Source organism: Paenibacillus sp. ov031 (assembly GCF_900143165.1).
In the GTDB taxonomy this organism is placed as follows: Bacteria; Bacillota; Bacilli; order Paenibacillales; family Paenibacillaceae; genus Paenibacillus; species Paenibacillus marchantiae.
The window spans coordinates 699,203-720,604 of the sequence record NZ_FRDO01000001.1 but is presented as its reverse complement, the minus strand read 5'-3'; the positions used below and the strand labels follow the sequence as shown (position 1 = coordinate 720,604).

Genomic DNA, 21,402 nt, shown 5'->3' with positions numbered 1-21,402 from the left:
GTTTCACAACTCCTCTAGGTTTGGATTGTCTTACTTCCAAATCCGAGGATAAGCCTTCACGTAACGGCAAGGTCAAGACTAAGTTAATTTTTGAGTCGTCATCGTTCTGAAAGTTTGGATAAAAGGTTTGGGATCTATGTTGACCATATAAGGATAGACTCCGGTGCTGGTATGTAGATAGAAAAAACCACCTTCATTCCCCATTCTCCGAAAGGACATGTCGAACACTTCCGTAATATTAAACTCGCGGTATTTCGTTACAATCTTGTCCGAGTACAGGATCATGGACCGATCACTATGCAGTACTTCCTGTGCGAGCCCCGTCACTTCTCTCTGTACTTTGTAATAAGGCAATACAGCAATGCAGTTCATGATCTCCCTCCGTTCTACCATGATTATTTGTTCCATCATAGCAGATCGGAGAGCCTGAGCAAAAAAATGATCCAACAACATATATGATTTACGTAATCTTCGTTGTTACTTTCAATGGAAAACGAAGTGCTTCCTGAATATGCTGCAAGGAAAGGCATTGTTCAATGTGAAAAACGCCATGCGGTAGTTCCGTCCGATACATTCTCTCCGCTACCGCCGCCGCAACTGCTGCTGTTGCATCTGCTTCACGCTCGCCAACCAGCAGCTGCTCGAAATGGACTTGTTTGCCCTTTTTCCATCCCACTGCATCTACCTTAACTGCAAACATCGGCTCCCCTCCGGGAATAACCCCGAAAGCCTTGACCGTACCATTACGAAGGGAGGGAATACGCAGTAGCGTGAACAGCCCCATACGTTTCGAGATTGCCATGGATCTGGTCATCCAACGGGAATCGAGACATAACCGAGTGGAAACCGTTGGAATATCAAGTGTACGAGCAACGACGTGTTGATCCGAAAAGTTAAACCGATATGCTTTCCTGCGGCCCAAGTCTGCGCCAAAATCAATCCATTTACCATCGTGAAAACTTTGCACTTCGGCTGGCTTACCTTTTTTCATGACCTGATAGGTAGCATTCATCTGATCCACAGTCCACTCCACCGCGGCTTTTCCGTGTTTTTCACCCAGCCCCAGCATGACAGTAATGTCCGCTTCGTCTACTTGCTCCATATGGGCACCTGCTTCACGCACAAGCAGATTGGTCACACCAGGCGACAGTCCCACACTAAGCATGGCTGTTGCTTTGGAACGCTGCATTTTGGAATGCAGCTGTTCGACCTGACCCAGAAAGTCATAATTGGCTGAAATATCAATATAATCTGTCTCTGCTTTCGCACAAGCCTCGACAAATCGTGTATCCGTTTGGTCCACACACATGATCACCAACTTGACCGATTGAAGCACAACAGGGTCAATCGCTTTTCGTACATCCAATTGAAGCGGCTGGACTATACCACCCGTAGATCGGCTGAATTTCTCAGCCCGATTCATCCGCGTACCTGCCGCCCATACCTTGCCGGGAAACAATCGTCCCAGTTGCGTACATATCATTTGCCCCACCTGACCGTATCCGCCAACAACCCAAATCTGGTCTTTCACAGAATCTGTTTTAGTCTCGTTTCGCATAATATCCCTCCACCCAAAATGCTCCGAAATAACGTGTAATGTGCGAGAATCCACATTCTCTCATCAGCTCTATCATTTGTTCAGATGAGATGGGGTCAGATTCTCGGCCAAGGGAAGCTGCAAACCGCTCCCATTCTTCAAGCTGAATACGATTACTTAACATGTGATCCTGCCAGGCTTGCATCATGGTTGGATATACAGGCGAATGAAGATCGGCATTCACTGCTGCAATAATGAGTGGCGCCCCAGGCTTGAGTCTGGCCGCTAGATTGGACAGAAACCGTCTTTTGGACTCGATCCCCTGAATAAAATGCAGCATTAGCATACTTGTTGCCCCGTCGTAGACCTCACCTTCCGGTAACGCTTCAAGCGTCATGGATTTAAGTTGCACTCTGGCTTCGATCCCCGCCTCCCGGACTCTTCTCTCTGCTAACTGAAGCATCGGCTGGGAAGGATCTACTCCAGTAAACGTCCATCCCGCATGGCGAGAACCAAGCAGAGCTAATTCCTTACCTCCACCTGCTCCGACAATTAGTATCTCAGCTTCGTTGTTATCCGTGATAGAAGCGGCAAGCAGTTGCTCCATCAGATCATGCATATGAGAATAACCCGGAATTTTCAGGGCTATCGATTGTTCGTAACGGTTTTCATCCGCCGTATCCCAGTTCAAAGATGGTTGATTGTGGTCCATCGATACTACACTCCTCATGGATTCAAGTTAGACTTGACTCTTCGTTCGTCTAATTTCATTATAGAATGATACGCAGAGCGTACAATCCCAGAACAATGGGATATCTGCATGTGGAGAGGAGAAAGCTTTATGACATCACGCATGGAACCGAACCAGCGACTCATTACTTCTCTCGAAAAAGGAACCTGGACCTCGCGCACCTACCGGGAAGCTGTCCTGAAACAAATTCAGAACATCGTTCCCTATGACGCGTATTGCTTCACAACGGTTGATCCACAGACTCTTCTCTCAACAGGTGCCGTGACGGAAGACGGCATTGAAGCCATTCATGACCGGCTGTTCGTTAATGAATACATGGAAGAAGACATACATAAGTATGCTGATTTGATTCACAGCGGCGACTATACAGCGATCCTTCATGCATCGATAAGCGAAAACCCTATTGCAAGCGCTCGGTATCATAACATCCTTCAACCCGCAGGTTTCAGTGATGAACTTCGGGCTGTACTGGTCAGTGGCGGAGCCTGTTGGGGGTATCTAACCCTATATCGCAAGACGGAACAACCCGTATTCACGGAAGAGGAGCGACTAAGCATTCAGACCTGGACACCTTCTATTGCATTGATGTTACGATCCACAAGTCTGACTCTTATGGACGAGATTAAGAGCGGAAGTCCCTCGGACCCTGGTATTATGATCACATCGGACTCTTTCGAGCTGTTATCCGTGAACGCTCCCGCTCAATATTGGCTATCACAATTACGTTTACTAGAGCATGTGGGACCAGATGTATTGCCGCGCCCAGTCCGTGCAGTCAGTTCGCATTTACAGCGTCAGATTCGTACAGATTCCGATTTGATGGTTGCGCAAGAACCTATCCTTCATTCGCCTTCCAAAGTTTGCATTCAACTCCTGGATGGCCGTTACCTTGTGCTTCATGCCAGCCGCATGCAACAGTTTTCAGGTCCGGATCAGATTGCGATCAGGCTTGAACAGGCTATGCCGCAGGACTTACTGCCGTTACTCGCAGAGAGTCATGGGTTGTCCATTCGGGAACGAGAACTATTGGGTTACGTGCTGCGCAGCTATTCTTCCAAAGAAATTGCCGAAGCAATGCATATATCAGCTTACACGGTACAGGATCATTTAAAATCCATTTTTGCCAAAACAGACGTATCCTCCCGCCGTGAGTTAATCTGGTATTTCGTATCCCGTTTCCAGTTGTCTGATGAACCAGCTATTTGAATGTTATAACTGGACATACAAAAAAAGATGCCTTGTCCCATGGGACAAGGCATCTTTGCACTGCATGATGGTGCAGAACATCCGTTATATCAACACATACGTTAAATTTATATGATTCTAGTGCACCAATCTCATGAGTGAAAACTTAGGACTTAGCGGGCTTCGCAGGTTTGATGTTTTTGTTCTTCACCTGCACAGCCACGGGCTCTTTCGGGTGTTCAACCGGATACAATTTGCGGAACAATAACGTCTGCAAGACCAGGAATGAACCGCCGATCGTCCAATACAGCGGCATCGCTGCAGGTGCCGACAGCGAGAAAAAGGCCATCATCAAAGGAGAGATGTATCCCATGATTGCGAATTGTTTTCGTTGTTCTGGCGCCATATTGGCTTGCGAAACCTTGGCTTGGATCAGATAAATAATAGCTACCACGACTGCAAGCACATAGTCAGGCGCTCCTAATTTGAACCACAGAAAGGAGTGAGAAGATAGTTCCGGCGTAAGCCGAATAGCCGTGTAGATACCTGACAGAATGGGCAACTGAATCAGCAGTGGCAAGCATCCGATATTCAGCGGATTGAACTTGTGCTTCTTATACAGCTCCATCGTTTCCTGCGAAAGCTTCTGCTTATCGGCTGGGTCGTTTTTGCCCTCATACTTTTTCTTGAGCGCATCCATCTCCGGCTTCATAGCATTCATGATCACTCGGGTACCTTGCTGAGATTTTGCTTGTCGCATCATCAATGGCAACAACGCAAGACGGATAACGAGGGTAATCACAATAATGGCTACCCCATAACTTCCATTAAATATCGTTGCGATGTGCTGAATGAGATACGACAGTGGAAATACAACATAATGGTTAAAGAACCCTGGTGTTGATGAATTAATCTCTGAGACGTTGTTACTGCATCCAGCCAGTAGCATCACTGCAAAAAGAATTGCAATCAGGCCATAGATCCGTCCCTTGCCAGATGTAAAAGTGAACCCCTTGCTTGTCTTATGTTCCATATATATCCTCCTCGTTGTTTTGTAGAAAGTACATACAACGAGGAATGGCAATCTGGTTCATCTTCATCCGGGGATTCTCTTCGTCTGACGATTCGACTTAAAGCTTCAGGTCTGTGTTGTCCGTCCAAGGACAAGGTTGGCAATCCAGGTTCCAGACCACCTCCGGCCCCACCTTCCATCCAGTACTCTGTAATGCCGCAATGCAGATGGGCAATATAAGCGTAACTGACTGTGAAAATGAGTCCGAGTGAAAATATATACGGTATCAATTCCTGAAGTTCAAACAAGGGATTCACCCCCTTTATAGGTTAGTTTTTATAGTATAACACTTACATATGGATTTTGCATAAATTCATTGCTAGAAAACAGATAGATGAAATCATTCTATTCTCAATTTGGACAATTCTAGCTTAGCTCTATATCTTGCCATATTAAAAGAAGTCCAGGAACTGTCTGTTTCATCCAGGTCAAAGTTAGCTTGATGCTCCAGCATTTCCCCTTTCAAATCCGGGTACTCCCTCTGGGCAAACTCTCGCAGTATCGGAACGGCATCTGCAGATAAACTCGTCAAGTAGGATGCATCAATAATGCCTGTCTGATGATATCGTGCAATATTAAGCTCTGCAATCCGATTATCCATGCCCACATAGTTGACTGCCACATAGGCTGCTAGGGACAATACAATATACCAGCGGATCAACGGTATGGAGGTATAACGGATTCGAAGAGCTGCAATAAGCAGCAGTAGCGCCAGAAAAATCATGAATGCATGTACGAGAAATCGAATGTAGGTATATCCATAAGCCTGTTCATACAGGTTGAGACGTATAAACGCCGAGTACAGCATGATTGCGGAACAACCCACCAGGACAAAGAGCAGCACCTGATGCACAACAGAACCTATTTTGCCGCTTGAACGCGTGAACTGAAGAGCGATAATCAGGATGAAAAAATTAATGCCTGTTACCAGTATCAGCTCCACAAATCCACTTCTTGCATACTCTGCGTAGGACAATTCTGACGGAAGATGTCCCTCACCCGCCCCAAAAAGATAAGAAAATTGTACAAGTACAAACAGAACATACACACAGTTGATGACCAACAGCATCGTGCCCACAATGATGGGGTCCAATCTTAAAGGTTCACGATGAGCTTGAGTAGAAATTGCCTCAGGTGCGGGCTTATTTGCTGGCTGATCCTCTATGATTGAGTTCAAGGAAGGACTCTCCTGTATGGAATTCACGGAAACATCTTCTCGCTTTTCGATTTCTGAAGTAACCGTAATTGCTTTTCCATTTTTCCAATGTGCATTTTCTCTCTTATCTGCTTCATATTGCATCGGCTGCACGAAACCCCATACATAACTGAACAATAAAACGCCCGCGATGAGAATCCAGATCACTCTCGGAAATCCTGGTGTCAGTGTCATTTTATTTAACCATTCCGGAAAACCGGATAAATACTCATTAAAAATCCCATCTGCTGAGGTCAGCAGTGCTACAACCACGATGAGGATGGGAACGGATGCTATAAGGCCAATGAATACTTTGAAAGCAGCCGTTTTCTGCGTTTTACCTAGCCCACGTCCTCCTGTTTTCACAACAATGCTTGCGACCGTTCCCCAATGACGGATGGATTGTGGCAGCAAATGGTCCATCGCGGTACCGATCAATCCAATGTCCCACCATTGTCTCTGTTTTCTGCCGACCAGATAAGTCATATGTAAGATAATAAGCCCCGGTACGATCAGGAAATTAAGGATACGCAGCGGTTCATTGTCGTATAACAGAAACGTTAGCGCCAGCATCAGCACCACCCCAGCCATAAAAGCATCAATCATGGTCAATCGCCGCATGCGGTCCCTGGCAAACAAGAACATAAAGCCATTAAAGAGGATAACAAAGATGGGATAAGAAACACCAATATCCTTGCCATAGAACAAATACTGATGAATGATAGCTAACATTAATGCGGATAGTAGCGTAATTAAAGCGCGGTTGGGTGAAGCCATTATTTTATCAATCATGGGAAAAACCTCCATTAAACTTTCTAGGTTTCATTCTAGATGATAAAATAAGAATATAAATAGAAATTAAAAACGATAAAACTTCTTATTTTATTATATTGCATCAGCTACAACCTCCAGGAGGAATCAAAACCTTGAAATTACATCAGCAATATTTGCTGCTTCATAGCCGGTTTGGTCAACTATTAGAACATGAAGTAACGCTCTCTGACCTTGCGGAACTGCTCGAGTGTACACACCGTAACACATTAACCATCGTCAAAAAAATGGTTGCCCAAGACTGGATTCGGTGGGTGTCCCAGCGCGGACGTGGACGGCGTTCTACGCTGACCCTACTTGTTCCGGCTGATCAAATTGCAGCAGAATACATGATGCAGGCCATGAATCGCCGCGAGTTGCAGCAAGCCGCCGAACAGGTTGGTGCTTTCTCTAGTTCTACGACAATGCAGGATCACCTAAACCAGTGGCTGCTTGGTTATTCTGGACACCATACGGAAGCTGGTAGCCATAATGAGCGAATTGATACGCTCAGGTTACCGATCCGCCAACAACTGCACGCCCTTGATCCCCTTTTTATCAATTTGCTGGCAGAATCTTTTGTCACTAGTCATGTGTTCGACGGGCTGGTTCAACGTAATGAACACGGAGAGATTATTCCCTGTCTGTCTCATACCTGGGATGTCAGTTCAGATCGGAAAACATGGTTTTTTTATTTGCGTAAAGGGATTACTTTTCACAATGGACACCTGCTGACAGCCGCGGATGTGGTGTATACATTTGAACGACTGCAATCCACAGAACGGCGGACATTATACCGCGATGTGAGCAAACAAATTCTATCGCTTGAAGCAACAGATCCCTTGACCGTTTGTTTCAAGCTCAAAGCCTCTCACGAATTGTTTTTGCCCTTTCTTTCTACGAGCCGTGCAGCGATTGTTTCACAAGCCACTTACGGGCAACATAAAGATGGAGACAAGGAACCAGATGTATCGAATACCATGCAAAAGCCTATAGGAACCGGGCCTTTCAAGGTTACAACCTGGGATGATCACTTGTGCAGACTTGAAGCTTTTCCGATGTATTTTCAAGGCAGAGCCCATCTGGACCGTGTAGATATTCTACAAATCCCGTGGAGTGCTCCTGCACATTTGGATGAAAAACAAGATATCGAATCTCCTTTCTTCCACCTTGTTCATAATCCATCCTCGTCTGAGGGTAGAGACTGGACACAGATTAGTGCAGGCGTGATGGTACGCAAATTACTCACTTGTAATACACAAAAAACCGGACCGCTAAGCGATCCGGATGTAAGAGCACATGTTCAGGCGTGTATTACTAAATTGTATGGGAATGGCATGAATGAAAGTAATGAAGGTGATCCAGGAGATGCTGATAAAGTGTTGATGAATGCAGAAGAATTGACTTATTTGTCTCAGCACTCTACTTTTGATCTACCTATCCCCTTACACATCACAACCATTCCTCAGTATCGGATGGATGCTAGACGTTTGGCATCGTCATTGGAAATGTACGGCTTCACATGTACTGTCCGAATAGGCACGATGGAGCAATTCAAAGGGAACCTGAGACTGGAATCCGATCTGATTCTCTTCTCCCTGATTCGGGACCGGGACGAAGAATTACGCAGGTACGATCTCTATCTCACTTTATCCGAACATCTGGAGGAATCTTCCAAGAAGAGTGTTCAAGAGATGCTGCAAACTGTTGTTGCTTCGCAAATAGTAGCAGACCGAACTGCCGAACTGGATCGGATCGAACAATTTCTGGTGCAGCAGAGTTTATTATTCCATTTAACTGAAAAACATGTGGAGACTGCCTACCTGCCTTCCGTTCGTGGCCTCTCCTTTAACAGCCAGGGATGGGTAAACCTCAGACATATCTGGTTCCCATGAATGCTCGTTAAATGAGCATAACAATCCATTCGTTTCTAGATGCGGTAATGATGTTGCATGCTTATGAACTGGTCATTGGGTCGGCATCCACCTTCTGCCGTATTTTTTCATTTTTCTTGGAAATGGTATCCTTCCGACGGTACACACCGAGAAGTAAACCGAGCATAGCATATTCGAAAAGCAGGTGATTTCCATATCCTATTAAAGGAAAAACAATGCTAAGAATTGGAGCCTTCCCGGTAGTCATCGCCAACGAATAGATGATTTGCAACGCAAACATAGATGTGATACTGATAATTATCATTCGACCGAAATCTTCCCGAATGTGAGGAAGGATCTTCACCATACTGGCAACAAACCAGATGATACCCACCAATAACAGTATTCCGGCTGACCAGCCAAACACATCAATGAGCAGCACACCTGGGTAATCTAAATAACTCGTTTTAAACTTGTCGAACGTTGTATCAATTCCATTCCCCCACCAGCCGGCTGATTGAATAATTTCAATAATGGAATTGTTGCTATAGCCACCGTAAGGGTCATCCTGAAGATTCAAAACGACAGAAAGCCTCTTCAGGCGTCCGTATTGATCTGCAAAAAACAATAACAATACAAAAATACTTCCTGTTACAACAGCACCTAAGGCTGTATAAAGCCATTTTCGCGTGAGCCAACCAAATAAAATAATGGACATTGTGCCAAACAGAAACATGCGAACCCAGTCCGACATTTGAAACAATAGCACTACAGGTAACGCTACCAGAGCAATATAGGTCAATATGGATTGCATATTGCAGTTTGAACGAAGCTTGTCCTGCACAATTGCCCCTATGGCAAGTGGCAAAATCCACACTGAAGCAGTGGTAAGGTCTATTACAAATCCAAGTGGTGCAATCAGGAATCTGCTCATACCATAAAAATCCGTAGATATCATTGGATTAATCCACAAAAGGGCATTAAGTAGAATATATATCCACCAAGCAGCTTTTTTCAACTTACGATAATCAAAGTAAATAAAGAACAACATCAACATTACACCTATAACGGTATACACCACATGCCCCCGATATAAGGACTGATACTTTTCATCTGCGACATTCGTCGTAAAAATCCATATCAGTAACAGGCTAGTTATAGACAAACCAATTAATCCAACTAACAGCCCCCAATGCATACGATGACGATGCAATCTGTGCATACTTTTGCCCACCACTGCGGGATCACCCATCTGATCAATGGCGTATGCAGCTGCCTCTTCCTGGCTCAGTCCCTCTTGCTCCTTGTCCAACATCATTTCTTCCATGTGGTTGCCAAGCTCATCACGCAGATCAGTATGTACTTCACGTGCCTTAACCTGACTACACAGTTGATCAAGATAATGTTTAATCTTCTCATGTCGATCCGTCATGTTAAGCCTCCTTCCCCAAGCACCCGATCCACGGCACCGCGGAATAAAAGCCACTCGGCTTTTTTATGCTGTAACGCCTCCACACCCTTGTCACAGATGGAATAATATTTACGTTTCCTACCTTCAACCTCCATCCAGTAAGACTCCACCCATCCCTCAAGCTCCATCGCGTGCAGAATGGGATATAACGTACCCTCCTTTAAATTAAACACACCCTCGGATTGACGATGGAGTTCCTTGATCAATTCATAACCGTAAAGCGGCTGTTCCTTCAATAACGTAAGAATCAATGTCTCCGTGCTGCCTTTAATCATTTGTTTGTTTACCTGCAATGCTGTCACTCCCTTTGTTCATGCTTCAACGTACAATAAAAACTACCACTTTTACTACAGTTCATAGAACTTCAAATGAACCTAATAAAACCACTTAGCTATATACATCGGAAATCTATGCATAGTAAAACTAGGTATAATATTACCTGATTCTTCCTTTTCTGTCTAGCTATCAATTGAAGGCGTTTATGATAAAATAAACAAGTCATTTCACACCTGAGGTGCCATTATGAATCTCTTATTCGTACTCACACATTACATATTCTTTCTATTCATTATGAGGAGGCAATTCAAACCATGAGCAAACTGATTTTCTTTCTTGGCGGGGCCGGGAGCGGCAAAACAACCCTTGCTAAAGCCCTCTCGCGTAAACATAAAGCAGCTTTTTTGGATATGGATATCCTGCTGCGTCCTGCTGCTGAAGCAATAATGACCCTGCAGGGACTCGATCCATCCGATCGAGATTCACCGGAATACAAACGGCTGTGTCGTGATTTGGGATACCGTATTACGATAGATGCAGCACTAGACAATGTGCAATTGGGTATCGATACGGTTGTTGTAGGACCCTTTACCAAAGAAATCGGAACTCCGGACTGGATCGAGCAGGAACTCGCACAGATTGGACGTTCCCTGGATGATACAGATGTACGTGTGGCCTATATTTATCTTGCAAATGAAGCTTTGTATCGAGAGCGGATTACAGCCAGACAATCACAGCTGGATAAGTGGAAGCTGGAGAACTGGGATGCCTTCACAGCTTCACTTGCCCGTAAACAAGTAGCCTGGCCCTTGCCCGCCTCAGCCGTGGCTTATATCGATAATTCCGATGAGAACCCTGATATCGCTTTTGCTGAAGTCGAACAACGAATGTACGAATAAAATGTGAAATGGAATGGAACGACCTTTAACTTCTCCATTCTCTTTCATGCTACCTATAGGCTCAGAAATATATAATCCACACCAAAAGGGGTATTTGTCATGGTGACCCGCGCAGGTCGAACGTGACAAATACCCCTTTTACAATGATCTATGACCAAACATTCGAACCTACATCGTTACAAAAACTGCTTCATAATATACTCCTGCTCCAGAGGTGTAATCACAGTGCGCTCCACGGGTGGGCCTTCTGTCAGATACTCTGCCACTTCAGCCACACGATTGGATTCCAGTTCTGCTGTAAATACGAGATTGGCCATTCCTAATGTCTCAACCAATGTTCCCCGCGCTTTAGCGTGAAGCATGAATAAGGTATATAAATCTGGTCGTTTCAACTCCGTCATTGCCCGGGCGATCAAAGCCAATTCGGCTTTGTTGTCTCCCATCGGATGATGCGCTTTAGGCTGTCTCTTTAAGCCAAGATCGCACCACAAAATGCACCGCTCCTGTACATCAATAATGGCTGGAATACAATTACGGGAATCTGCCGTCAGATCGATTCGCTCCTGCACCGTTGAAGGTTCGAACATTTCATCCGACTGTGGAACCTGACGCATCATCCAGCCAGCATAACACTCCGGCAAATCCTTGATAGCATTATCCCTGAATGCGTTAACCATGATTACAATATAACGTGCCCCTAACCTAGAAACGGACGGCAAATGCAGATCCATATACTTCGCCGCTCCATCCGGTGCAGTCACCATAAACCCACTATTTGCAGCTATATATTCATTCGATTTCAGAGGGGTCCGGGATGTTTGGTCCATATAACGCCAATCCTCATCATACAGTACACCCGACAGATCGGTATCCACACGTTCGATTCGCTCATCACCGCCCAGGCCTTCTCTCCACGACAGAAAAAAACGAACGGTATCTCCTGTGGGTAACGATATCCATGACGCACGCGATAGAGCTCGAAGAGATTCGCTTGCCCGGCGTTTTCCCCATGGAACTGAAAACTCTTGAAGTCTTTCATCAATGTAGACATTACCGAGTGGTGGAAGCACGGCAAACCGTTTCAACAGTGTATGCTCTACCGCCGATATCACCGCATGAACATCCTCAACGTTGAGGGACGGTAGCGGTTGAGTGGAGACATACAGATTTGCCGTGTTGCCTTGGCGGAAAAAGCTCCTCCTGACCTGAAACTCCGTCCGTGTGCTGAAGTGGGCCAACACTCGAAGCAGCGCCCTTGTCGATACCTTCTCTTCCACAGTTTCCATTTTGCCGATCACTTGCTGTACCGGAACACCGGAACGTATCATTCGGTCCAGCTGACCCATCATCTCTCCCGGACGTTCCGCAAGCGTCTCCACAATAAGCTTGTTATCCTTCTGTTCAAATGCCCGCTCCACTCGGCCATGAAAGGTAAGCGGTCGTTCCCCACGTCGCAACTGGTCCAGCGCCACTATTGCCCCTGGATAACGGTGACGATATTCACCTGGATGCAGTCGCTCGGCCAATCTCTGCCAGCGCCCTTTATATCGAAACAAATCTTCCAGCGGGTTCGAAGCACCCTCCAATAAAGCAAGTATTACCCGACGTTCAGATCGAGTAAATGAACGGAAGCGGGTGTTCTCCTTCAGACTGACATCTCCATCGGAACACGCTACCGCCAGCCGCAATATATCTGTTGCCGTGCGCAAATGTCGCTGGAGTTGCTTCACCGAAGCACGCTCCGCCTTTAATAAAGCCGCGCAATAAACGGCTGCATTTTCCCTCACAGGTATTTGCCCTGCCTCAGGCTCAAATGTGGACCAGCCTTCGTACTTTGTTGCAAACCAGGTCAACTGCTCTCTTGCAACTGGCATTAACGAAGATTTTGCTGTAAGCAGGTCCATTCCTACTTGGTAAAAATCTGCTTCACTGCCGAGATGAATCACACGCAGTCGCAGCTTGTTCAGCAGTAATATGCGCTGCTCCTGTTCAAAAGACTGCTGTCTCCAGGAATGCATCAAAGCATTTAAATAAAATTTACTTTCCTGAATATTCATTTTCCGCTTAGGAAATTTCGGATACACGAGGATTTCCTTTAAATTGATTCCTTTCATCTTTCGAAGCTCATCTATCAATTGCTCAAACCAGAAAACGAATCTGTCACGTTCCCAGGTATCCAGCACATCTATCAGTTTCGTCGAAAACGTATATCCCAGCGATTCCAAATTTCTCAGTGCAGTCGCCAATATACGCACAGGCAGCTTGCCCTCGCGCTCTGCAATGATCACTTTCAAATTCCTGCTGAAATAGATTGAGAATAAGTCCATCACTTGTACTCTCCCATATGACGATAATATATTCAGCATTGGTATACTTGGCCTAGCTCGTGGCGGTTCTTCATATGTATAACACAGTCCAAAAAACTAAAAAAATCAGGGAAGCGGCACCCCTAATACCATTGTAAGAGTTCAGAAGGAAGGGATACCATAGCCTGATTAATGCATATTATATCTTATAATTACAGATTAGAAAATATCACATCGGAAAGAGAGCGGCAGAATACCACTTAACCCAAAAGGTAAGATTATTCTGACCGCTCTCTTTACGTTTATTTTTCACCGCTGTTCTCTTGCCAGATTATCCGTGCTGCCGTGCCGCTTGACGTCCGGCGATACGAGCTGTAATTAACTGGTGACTCTCATCAATCTCTTCCGGTGTGCAGGCTGCTTTCAACTCATATACTTTGACCGGAGAACGATCAATGATATCCAGGAATGAATCAAAAAATGCCATGTCCTTACTATGGATATAAGGACACCAATGATCCGATAAGCCTACCGTCTCATGAATATGGACCCCGACGACATGGTCGATCAATTCATTTGCTTCGCGTACATTATCATAAAGCCCCATTCGGTCCATCATCATGCCGTGACCGATGTCGTACCATAAGCCGAGTGGTGCCCCTTTCATTCCACGGATAAGTGCGCCCGCCTCCTGCAGCGTCGGCATTTGGTAACAGCGTGATCGAGTCTCAATGCCGAAATTCACCCCGTATCCGCGCTGCTCTGACAAATCACACACTTCTTCCAGACTCTCCTGAATCCGCATCAGGTAATGTGCGCTACTCGCCTCACGCTTCTCCAACATTTCTTGCCACAACGATTGATAGTCCGAGGAGTCCGGCCCTTGATCGTGATATATCTTTTTCAATGCTTCATCAATATTATATTCAAACGGCACCTCGCCTGGATGCACGACGACTGCCTTCGCACCATACCGGTGTGCATATTCAGCTGAACGGAGCAGCAGTTTAATGGCGCGCTTTCGACGAGGCTCATCGTCGAAACCGAGCAGAACCGAGTCGGTTCCATAATCTGGATCAGCTACATGTGGAAATGTATTGTGCACACTGGATATGCCGATTTCTCCCCGTTCAATCATTGGTTCAATCGTTTGAAGCAATTCGTCCGTCACGTTATAGTTTAGCTCCACCTGTCTGAAGCCTAGGGATTTGATCTCCTCAATCATGCCCTGACCCGTAGTGTGACGTTTGATGTTCCAGCAAGTTGAAAATGAATATTCCTTTTTGTCGGTAAACATAGCTTTGTCCTCCTATATGCGATGTTCAACCCGTTCAATGTCTGATGAATCTTCTCTATTTTTAAATCAGCCTAGCTGATGTTTAATTCAAATCTCATTTTGACGCTTTTATTCCAATGCCTCATGCTGAAGATTCAACATCGTCTGTTGCAAGGCTACCTGCACTGCTCCAGTCACTACAGCCCGCTCGCCCAGCTCTGAACAGATCAGTTCAGGCTTCGCCGGGAATTGATCAGATACGATCTGTCTGAGAAACGGCAATAACACATCCCCATTTCCCCCGATACCTCCGCCAAGTACAATGAGATGGGGAGCAAGCACGACACAGATATTCCGCAGAGCCGAAGCAATCTTTTGGCTGTATTGTTTCAGAATCTTCACAGCCTGCGATTCTCCACCTCGGGTAGCTTCAAACAGTTTCTCAGGAGTCAGGTGTTCACGAAGGTATTCTATACCAGAATCAGGACCCTCAAGAAGACTGGCATCCAACTGACGCTTGGCCAGTTCCATCAGACCTTCCGCTGACAAAACATCCTCCAATCGACGCCCCTCTTCCAACAACATCTCCGCGAGCTCGCCTGTCAAACCGCCCATGCCTCGTAGCAATTGCCCGTTCACCATGATGCCTGCACCCGTTCCAGTACCGATGGAGAAAAACACAAATAGATTGGAATCTGCTGCTGCTCCACCCCTGTACTCCCCCAGTGCAGCCAGGTTCACATCGTTCTCCAGGATCACTTCACACGGGAAGGCTCCCGACAATGATTCAAGCGAGAGCAACTTTTCCAATCCCTCTAACGGGGCAACGATTCGATCAATATCACCAGAGTCCGGCAGTACAACACCTGGAATGCCAAAACCAATACATTGGATTTGATCCCAATTCAATTGATTTTCCGTCAGTAATTCATCCATATGGCTTCGAAGCACATCAAGGATTGCCGTCCCTGCTCGATCACCGCTTTGGACCGATAATGTTGGATACGTTCTGTAATCCACAATCTCACCATTCAGATAAGAGAGTGCGATCCGAATTCGGGTTGCCCCAATATCAATACCACAGACATAGTAAGCTGTTTCATTGAATCGAATGAGTGTTGCTTTGCGACCCTGGGCATTGTCGGCTCTGCCGGTTTCCAGCACCAGATTTCGTTCAATCAGATGTTCAATCGCCGACGACACCGTAGGTTTGCTGAGTCCGGTCTGACGACTGATATCTGCCCTGGACATCGCACCAGTTGCGATCAGCGCATCCATAATCAAATTCTCGTTCAGATTGCGGATATACTGCGGTGTGCCAGCCATTTTATCGCCTCCTTTTATAGTTAGTTAAGTTTCTTAACGAATTAAATTTAATATATCATCGGCTTTAAAACGTGTACAGCTTTTTGTCTGTATCGGATGATATGATTTCAAAATCAAGGCCTGATCTCATCGTAATCATTCAATTTCGACTTTACACCACATAAATCAAAAAAAGCCGCAGTGATAAACACCGCAGCTCCTTACTTCCTTATATATACGCTTTATTACGATTTGGACAATTCAATGAATCCTTCACCAAATACGTCACGCACATCATGGATCGTTATGAAAGCAATTTCGTCCTCCGCTCGCACAATCTTCTTCAGCATCGGAACTTCTTGTTTGCTAATGACAATATATAAGATCTCTTTCGGGTTTTTCGTATAGTAGCCATGACCAGACAAGACGGTAACTCCCCGATCCATCTTCTCAATGACCTGTTGAGCAATGGCATCCTGTTTGGTAGATATAATCGTAACTGCTTTTTTCGGATTGAGCCCTTCAATAATAAACTCCATCGTTTTGGTTCCGACGAACAACATGACAATCGTACACATCAAACCTTGCGGCCCTATAATGAAGAAAGACGAGAACGCCACGATCAGATCGAAGAATAACAGTCCATAACTGATGTTCCAATCCAGATATTTATTGGCAAGCCGGGCCAGAATAACGGTGCCCGCCGTTGTGCCGCCTACTCTAACAATCATGCCGATACCCAGACCGGCAAATAATCCACCAAAAATAGTATTGATCCAGAGCTCGTCTGATGCGATCGTCCAGCTCTCGGTTAGGTGCAGGAACAGCGAGTTAAATACCACCGCAATAATGGTATACACCGTTGTCGTTCTGTCCAGAAATTTGTACCCCACAAGTAGCAAAATACCATTCAGGAGCAAGTTCATCAGTCCAGGAGACCATTCAAAGAGGTAATACAAAATAATTGTAATCCCTGTAACGCCGCCTTCAGCCAGATCATTCGGGATGACGAACAGGTTTACTGCAAGTGCAAACAGAAATGCACCCGCCATAATAAATAGAATATCCGTTATTCTTTTCTTCATCATGCACTCCATCCAATCCATCAGAAAATCAACCTATCAACCAATTTCATAAGTTGTCATAACCACTCAATGATAGATTCTACCATGCCCGGCACAAAATTTGTATACATAATACAAATTGTTGCGCAAATTGTACAAAGGAATCTAAAAATACTGTTTTTCAGGCTCTACAAAGCAGGTTTGCTTCATCCACCCATGACAAATGTCATGGGTCATCATTGATATTCATCATTACAGTGTACTGACGTTTATGACTTACTGCACTGGACGCATTCTTATACAATGATAAAAACGCCTCACTTGGAGACATCTTCCCAGGAAGCGTTAGGTTAGAACTGATTACAGTTATTGACCATTGAAGGAGGACGTAAGTCTATGAGCAGAACCAAAGAAATGGCCCTTAAAAAAGAAGTGACCCCTTATGAGAAAAATAATCTTCGCCTGAGTATCCAACAATTAGTGAATTCCATACTACCACTATTATTATTATGGGCCGCAGCGTACTATAGCCTGTCCGTGTCCTACTGGCTGACATTTCCGATTGCCCTCGTAGCCTCGGGGTTTGTACTTAGAACGTTTATCATCTTCCACGACTGCTGTCATGGTTCATTCTTCAAAAGCAAACGTGCCAACGACATTCTCGGTACGATTACAGGTGTATTAACCCTGACGCCTTACCTGCAATGGAAAAATGAGCATTCCATTCATCACGCCACCAGCGGCAATCTGGATAAACGTGGAGTTGGCGATATCTGGGTGATGACGGTTGAGGAATATAAAGCCGCTTCCCCTTGGGGCCGTCTCTTCTACCGTATTTATCGTAATCCGTTTGTCATGTTCGGTATTGGACCCATTTATGTATTCCTGTTCGCCTACCGTTTTAACCGTAAAGGTGCACGACGCAAAGAACGCATCAATACGCATCTATCAACAGTTTTGATCGTTATCCTGTACGCTTTTATGTGCTGGCTGGTCGGCTGGCAGGCTTTTGTTCTGGTGCAGGCACCCGTCTTTTTCTTCTCCGGCTTCTTCGGCATCTGGCTGTTCTACGTACAGCATCAATTTGAAGATACGTACTTTGAGAATGAAGATGAATGGAGTTATGTGAAGGCTGCTGTAGAAGGTAGTTCATATTACAAATTGCCTAAACTGCTGCAATGGATCAGTGGCAATATCGGGTTCCACCATGTGCATCACTTGAGCCCACGTGTACCTAACTATTACTTGGAAGAAGCACATAATGCAACACCACCTTTGCAGAATGCAACAACGATTACGCTACGTTCCAGTCTGGCTGCCCTGCGCTTCCGTCTATGGGACGAAGAATCCAAGCGTTTTATTAGCTTCGGCGAGATCAAAACGTTATCCCGCAAGCCTTACGTTCAACCGCCTATTCGAGTAAACAACCAAGCGGGTCTGACAGAGAAGCCTTAACTCTGTCGGATTCGTTTTCTTGTATTCAGGCTAAAGTCATGCTACAGTCAGGCTAAGTTTGAGTACAATGCAAGTCCGAGGAGGAGAATTTTCATTCAAAAGTGGATGCAGCTCTTTTATAAAAATACAGGTTTAAATCCATATGTATGGCTCGTCTTTTTCATCCTGCCCTTCTATTATATTTCACAATATTCCAAATTGTGGCCCATGGTTGCGGGAATCTTCATCATTCTGTTCTTCTTTGTTTGTTATCTGCTTGCCTTCATCACAAAGGGCTGGCAGGTGTATATGTGGATTGGGCTGCTGATCGCCATATCAATTACGATGACCATCGCTTATGATTATGCCTATTTCTCATTGTTTCTTGCTTTTTTTATTGGGAATATTAAAAATAAAGCCGGCTTTTTCACCCTCTATTCGGTGAACCTGGCAGCCAGTTTTCTAACCATTAATTATAGCTTCATCAAGCAGAGCACCCTACTGCTCAGTCAGTTTCCGTTTGTATTCATTAGTCTCATGGCATCCATCCTGCTTCCGATCAGTACGTATAACAAAAATAAGCGTGAACAGTTGGAAGGCCAGCTGGAGAATGCCAACAAACGGCTGGATGATCTGGTGAAAATGGAAGAGCGGCAACGTATCGCACGCGATCTGCACGATACACTTGGACAAAAACTCTCTCTCATTGGTCTGAAAACCGATCTGGCGAAGCGTCTGCTTCGCATGAATCCTGATCAAGCCGAGATTGAACTGAACGATCTGAGACAGACGGCAAGTACGGCCCTGAAGGAAGTCCGGGAAATGGTAACGACCATGCGTGGCACACAGCTGGTGGATGAACTGTTCCGTGCCGAACAGATTTTGAAGGCCGCTTCCATTGAATTTGTACTGGAAGGCAATCCGAAGTTGCAGGATACGTCACAACTAAATGAAAATGTACTCGGCATGTGTCTGAAAGAAGCCGTTACGAATGTCGTAAAACACAGTCAGGCAACGGTATGCACCATCCGAATCGAGGAAACACTGTCCGATAATATAGTAACGGTTCAGGATAACGGAGTTGGAATCGAACGTACCCGCAAGCAAGAACGGCGCGGTACCGGAATCTTGGGAATGAAAGAACGACTTGAATTTGTGAACGGTTGTCTGGATATTCGTTCCGGAGCAAACATGGAAGGTACAGGCATTGTCATCCATGTTCCCAAGCTGGTCCGCAAACCGATAAAGGAGGTTGAACAATGATCAGGATCGTAATCGCCGAAGACCAGCGTATGATGCTGGGGGCCTTGTCTTCCCTACTCAATCTGGAAGAGGATATGGAAGTGGTAGGTCGTGCAAGCAATGGACAGGAAGCTCTTTCTCTCGTTAGGGAGCTTACACCAGACATCTGTCTGATGGACATTGAAATGCCCGTCAAAAGTGGCCTGGAGGCCGCTGAGGAACTGAAAGGTATGAGCTGTAAAGTCATTATTTTGACAACCTTTGCCCGGACCGGATATTTTGAACGTGCTTTGAAAGGCGGTGTACGCGGTTATCTGTTAAAGGATAGCCCGATCGAGGAACTGGCCGAATCAATCCGTCAGGTCATGAATGGGAGACGTATTTTTGCACCCGATCTGGTGGACGAGGCTTATGTACAGGAGAACCCGCTGACCGAACGTGAAAATGCCGTTCTCGGCCTGATGGCAGACGGTAAAAATACAAAGGAAATAGCCGGACATTTATTTATTACTACCGGTACGGTGCGAAATTACATCTCTATTATCCTCAACAAGTTAAATGCAAGTAACCGCATTGAAGCCATCACTCGTTCCAAAGAAAAAGGGTGGTTTAAATGAAAGTACCGCTTTAACCCAATGAAACATAAATAAGCAAGGTACACCTTCCCATCGGTGCACCTTGCTTATACAAGGATAGGCTGGCCTGGAGTACTCACTCCGGTCCAGCCTATTTCCTTTTGGAACCTATTTTAGTTCCATACTATACTATTTCACAGAAACAACCATGCCCAAAGCTTCCAGTGGCACCTGCTCGGTCTGGAGCTGATGAATCTGCTTGCCATCTTGCCAGGAGATCGTTACATTAACGCTTTTACCACCGCTTGGGTACTGCACGTTCACGAATCCTTTATCCTTTGGTGCAGGCAGTGTATGGGATTCCAAGTATTCCACCATTCTCTTCGCAATCCCCGGATTATTCATGTTATCTTGGGAAACGGATCGAATTTGAAGCGTCCATCTACCTTCTGTCCATGTCAGATACTGACTGCCCGCCGCGCCTTCAGCCACACCCTTGATGTCATGTCCCAGATCCACCGTCATGTCCTCAGGAATGTCTTTCAAATCTGTCTCAGGGAAAATATCCGTACTGTTCGGGTCTTTATACGTCTTCACTTCATAGGATGCCAGAACAGGTACCTTGCTGCCAGAGGCCGTCAACGAAGCATCGTTAACCGCAACAGACTGGTCAGTGGAATAAAAGTTAATGTGGAACGCATCTGAAGTATTCGATGTGATCGCTGCAGTCAGATGTTTTCCCTTTTCCAAGGGAAATGAAGTAGGTAACGAAGCGTTCTTCATCTTCAGCTGACTGCGAATGTCCTTAATGACATCGTTCGCACTTTGCTGGGTTTGATCGTTACTGCCCGTTTCCGAATTTGATGTCCCGCTTCCCGCAGAACCTTCCGTCCCCGTTGTTTCCGTTGTATCTGTTCCGCTATCTTTCGTTCCATTGGAGAAATCGGCTCCTCCACTGCCTGACTGAGCCTGTTCGCCAGCCGCGGGGGACATGTTGTCCACTGATGATGGTTTGGTATCCTGACCACCACACCCCGCAAGAGCAAGCAGCACTGCTGTTGTCACAGGAATCGTCATCCATAATTTAGGTTTGCTCATGTTGTTGTCCTCCTTGAAGCCGTTATTAGAAT

The 21,402-nt window shown here is 45.6% G+C and carries 19 protein-coding genes; 6 read left to right on the top strand and 13 right to left on the bottom strand.

What is annotated here, in order from left to right:
• Nucleotides 1-78: 78 nt before the first annotated feature.
• The 3 genes from BUA17_RS03285 to BUA17_RS03275 all read right to left on the bottom strand — a co-directional run bounded on the left by BUA17_RS03285 (nucleotide 79) and on the right by BUA17_RS03275 (nucleotide 2,249).
• A complete protein-coding gene (locus tag BUA17_RS03285) occupies nucleotides 79-372 on the bottom strand; it encodes a hypothetical protein (protein WP_064638826.1) in 294 nt (97 codons plus the stop codon).
• An 88-nt stretch (nucleotides 373-460) separates the two neighbouring features.
• Nucleotides 461-1,558: a saccharopine dehydrogenase family protein gene (locus tag BUA17_RS03280; RefSeq protein WP_072732587.1), complete on the bottom strand. Its 1,098-nt coding sequence runs from the start codon at nucleotides 1,556-1,558 to the stop codon at nucleotides 461-463.
• The gene (locus BUA17_RS03275) at nucleotides 1,542-2,249 is read right to left on the bottom strand and encodes a class I SAM-dependent methyltransferase (RefSeq protein WP_083584562.1); all 708 of its coding nucleotides are present in this window, start codon (nucleotides 2,247-2,249) and stop codon (nucleotides 1,542-1,544) included. The genes BUA17_RS03280 and BUA17_RS03275 overlap by 17 nt, the downstream gene beginning before the upstream one ends.
• Nucleotides 2,250-2,378: 129 nt before the next feature.
• Here BUA17_RS03275 and BUA17_RS03270 point away from each other — a divergent pair, with 129 nt between their 5' ends.
• Complete coding sequence (locus BUA17_RS03270) at nucleotides 2,379-3,494, top strand: helix-turn-helix transcriptional regulator (RefSeq protein ID WP_072732585.1); 1,116 nt, start codon at nucleotides 2,379-2,381, stop codon at nucleotides 3,492-3,494.
• Nucleotides 3,495-3,639: 145 nt separating this feature from the next.
• Here BUA17_RS03270 and yidC read toward each other — a convergent pair whose 3' ends face one another.
• From yidC to BUA17_RS03260, 3 genes are all read right to left on the bottom strand, one after another.
• Nucleotides 3,640-4,506 (bottom strand): membrane protein insertase YidC, encoded by an 867-nt coding sequence (gene yidC / locus BUA17_RS03265; RefSeq protein ID WP_063563432.1) that lies wholly within the window; start codon nucleotides 4,504-4,506, stop codon nucleotides 3,640-3,642.
• A complete protein-coding gene (locus tag BUA17_RS30555) occupies nucleotides 4,443-4,793 on the bottom strand; it encodes a hypothetical protein (protein WP_176854315.1) in 351 nt (116 codons plus the stop codon). Before BUA17_RS30555 ends, yidC begins: the two co-directional genes overlap by 64 nt.
• Nucleotides 4,794-4,885: 92 nt before the next feature.
• Complete coding sequence (locus BUA17_RS03260) at nucleotides 4,886-6,532, bottom strand: DUF4153 domain-containing protein (protein ID WP_072732584.1); 1,647 nt, start codon at nucleotides 6,530-6,532, stop codon at nucleotides 4,886-4,888.
• A gap of 134 nt (nucleotides 6,533-6,666) precedes the next feature.
• Here BUA17_RS03260 and BUA17_RS03255 point away from each other — a divergent pair, with 134 nt between their 5' ends.
• A complete protein-coding gene (locus tag BUA17_RS03255) occupies nucleotides 6,667-8,445 on the top strand; it encodes an ABC transporter substrate-binding protein (RefSeq protein WP_072732583.1) in 1,779 nt (592 codons plus the stop codon).
• A 61-nt stretch (nucleotides 8,446-8,506) separates the two neighbouring features.
• On the opposite strand, the gene BUA17_RS03250 is transcribed toward BUA17_RS03255, so the two are convergent.
• Together BUA17_RS03250 and BUA17_RS03245 are read right to left on the bottom strand one after the other, a co-directional pair.
• A complete protein-coding gene (locus BUA17_RS03250) occupies nucleotides 8,507-9,856 on the bottom strand; it encodes an FtsW/RodA/SpoVE family cell cycle protein (protein ID WP_072732582.1) in 1,350 nt (449 codons plus the stop codon).
• Nucleotides 9,853-10,188: a PadR family transcriptional regulator gene (locus BUA17_RS03245; protein ID WP_024631897.1), complete on the bottom strand. Its 336-nt coding sequence runs from the start codon at nucleotides 10,186-10,188 to the stop codon at nucleotides 9,853-9,855. The genes BUA17_RS03250 and BUA17_RS03245 overlap by 4 nt, the downstream gene beginning before the upstream one ends.
• 297 nt (nucleotides 10,189-10,485) lie before the next feature.
• Here BUA17_RS03245 and BUA17_RS03240 point away from each other — a divergent pair, with 297 nt between their 5' ends.
• A complete protein-coding gene (locus tag BUA17_RS03240) occupies nucleotides 10,486-11,070 on the top strand; it encodes a P-loop nucleotide/nucleoside kinase family protein (protein ID WP_072732581.1) in 585 nt (194 codons plus the stop codon).
• Between the two features lie 176 nt (nucleotides 11,071-11,246).
• Here BUA17_RS03240 and BUA17_RS03235 read toward each other — a convergent pair whose 3' ends face one another.
• The 4 genes from BUA17_RS03235 to BUA17_RS03220 form a co-directional block, all read right to left on the bottom strand.
• The gene (locus tag BUA17_RS03235) at nucleotides 11,247-13,397 is read right to left on the bottom strand and encodes a hypothetical protein (protein WP_072732580.1); all 2,151 of its coding nucleotides are present in this window, start codon (nucleotides 13,395-13,397) and stop codon (nucleotides 11,247-11,249) included.
• Between the two features lie 310 nt (nucleotides 13,398-13,707).
• Nucleotides 13,708-14,673 carry a sugar phosphate isomerase/epimerase family protein gene (locus tag BUA17_RS03230; protein ID WP_072732579.1) on the bottom strand — a complete coding sequence of 322 codons (966 nt, stop codon included), beginning with the start codon at nucleotides 14,671-14,673 and terminating at the stop codon, nucleotides 13,708-13,710.
• A 108-nt stretch (nucleotides 14,674-14,781) separates the two neighbouring features.
• Nucleotides 14,782-15,978, bottom strand: a complete 1,197-nt coding sequence (locus BUA17_RS03225; RefSeq protein ID WP_072732578.1) for an ROK family transcriptional regulator — start codon at nucleotides 15,976-15,978, stop codon at nucleotides 14,782-14,784.
• Nucleotides 15,979-16,202: 224 nt separating this feature from the next.
• Entirely contained in the window at nucleotides 16,203-17,042 is an 840-nt protein-coding gene (locus BUA17_RS03220) for a YitT family protein (protein ID WP_064640909.1), read from the bottom strand.
• A gap of 375 nt (nucleotides 17,043-17,417) precedes the next feature.
• On the opposite strand from BUA17_RS03220, the gene BUA17_RS03215 reads away from it, so the two are divergent.
• The 3 genes from BUA17_RS03215 (at nucleotide 17,418) to BUA17_RS03205 (ending at nucleotide 20,314) form a co-directional block, all read left to right on the top strand.
• Nucleotides 17,418-18,476, top strand: coding sequence for a Delta(5) desaturase DesA (locus tag BUA17_RS03215; RefSeq protein ID WP_063563424.1), 1,059 nt, complete (start codon nucleotides 17,418-17,420; stop codon nucleotides 18,474-18,476).
• Between the two features lie 105 nt (nucleotides 18,477-18,581).
• On the top strand, nucleotides 18,582-19,718 hold the full coding sequence (locus tag BUA17_RS03210; protein ID WP_170867778.1) for a sensor histidine kinase: 1,137 nt from the start codon (nucleotides 18,582-18,584) through the stop codon (nucleotides 19,716-19,718).
• Nucleotides 19,715-20,314: a response regulator transcription factor gene (locus tag BUA17_RS03205; RefSeq protein WP_063563422.1), complete on the top strand. Its 600-nt coding sequence runs from the start codon at nucleotides 19,715-19,717 to the stop codon at nucleotides 20,312-20,314. The genes BUA17_RS03210 and BUA17_RS03205 overlap by 4 nt, the downstream gene beginning before the upstream one ends.
• Nucleotides 20,315-20,461: 147 nt before the next feature.
• Here the strand turns inward: BUA17_RS03205 and BUA17_RS03200 are convergent, their stop codons facing one another.
• Entirely contained in the window at nucleotides 20,462-21,370 is a 909-nt protein-coding gene (locus BUA17_RS03200) for a hypothetical protein (RefSeq protein WP_072732577.1), read from the bottom strand.
• Nucleotides 21,371-21,402 lie beyond the last annotated feature (32 nt).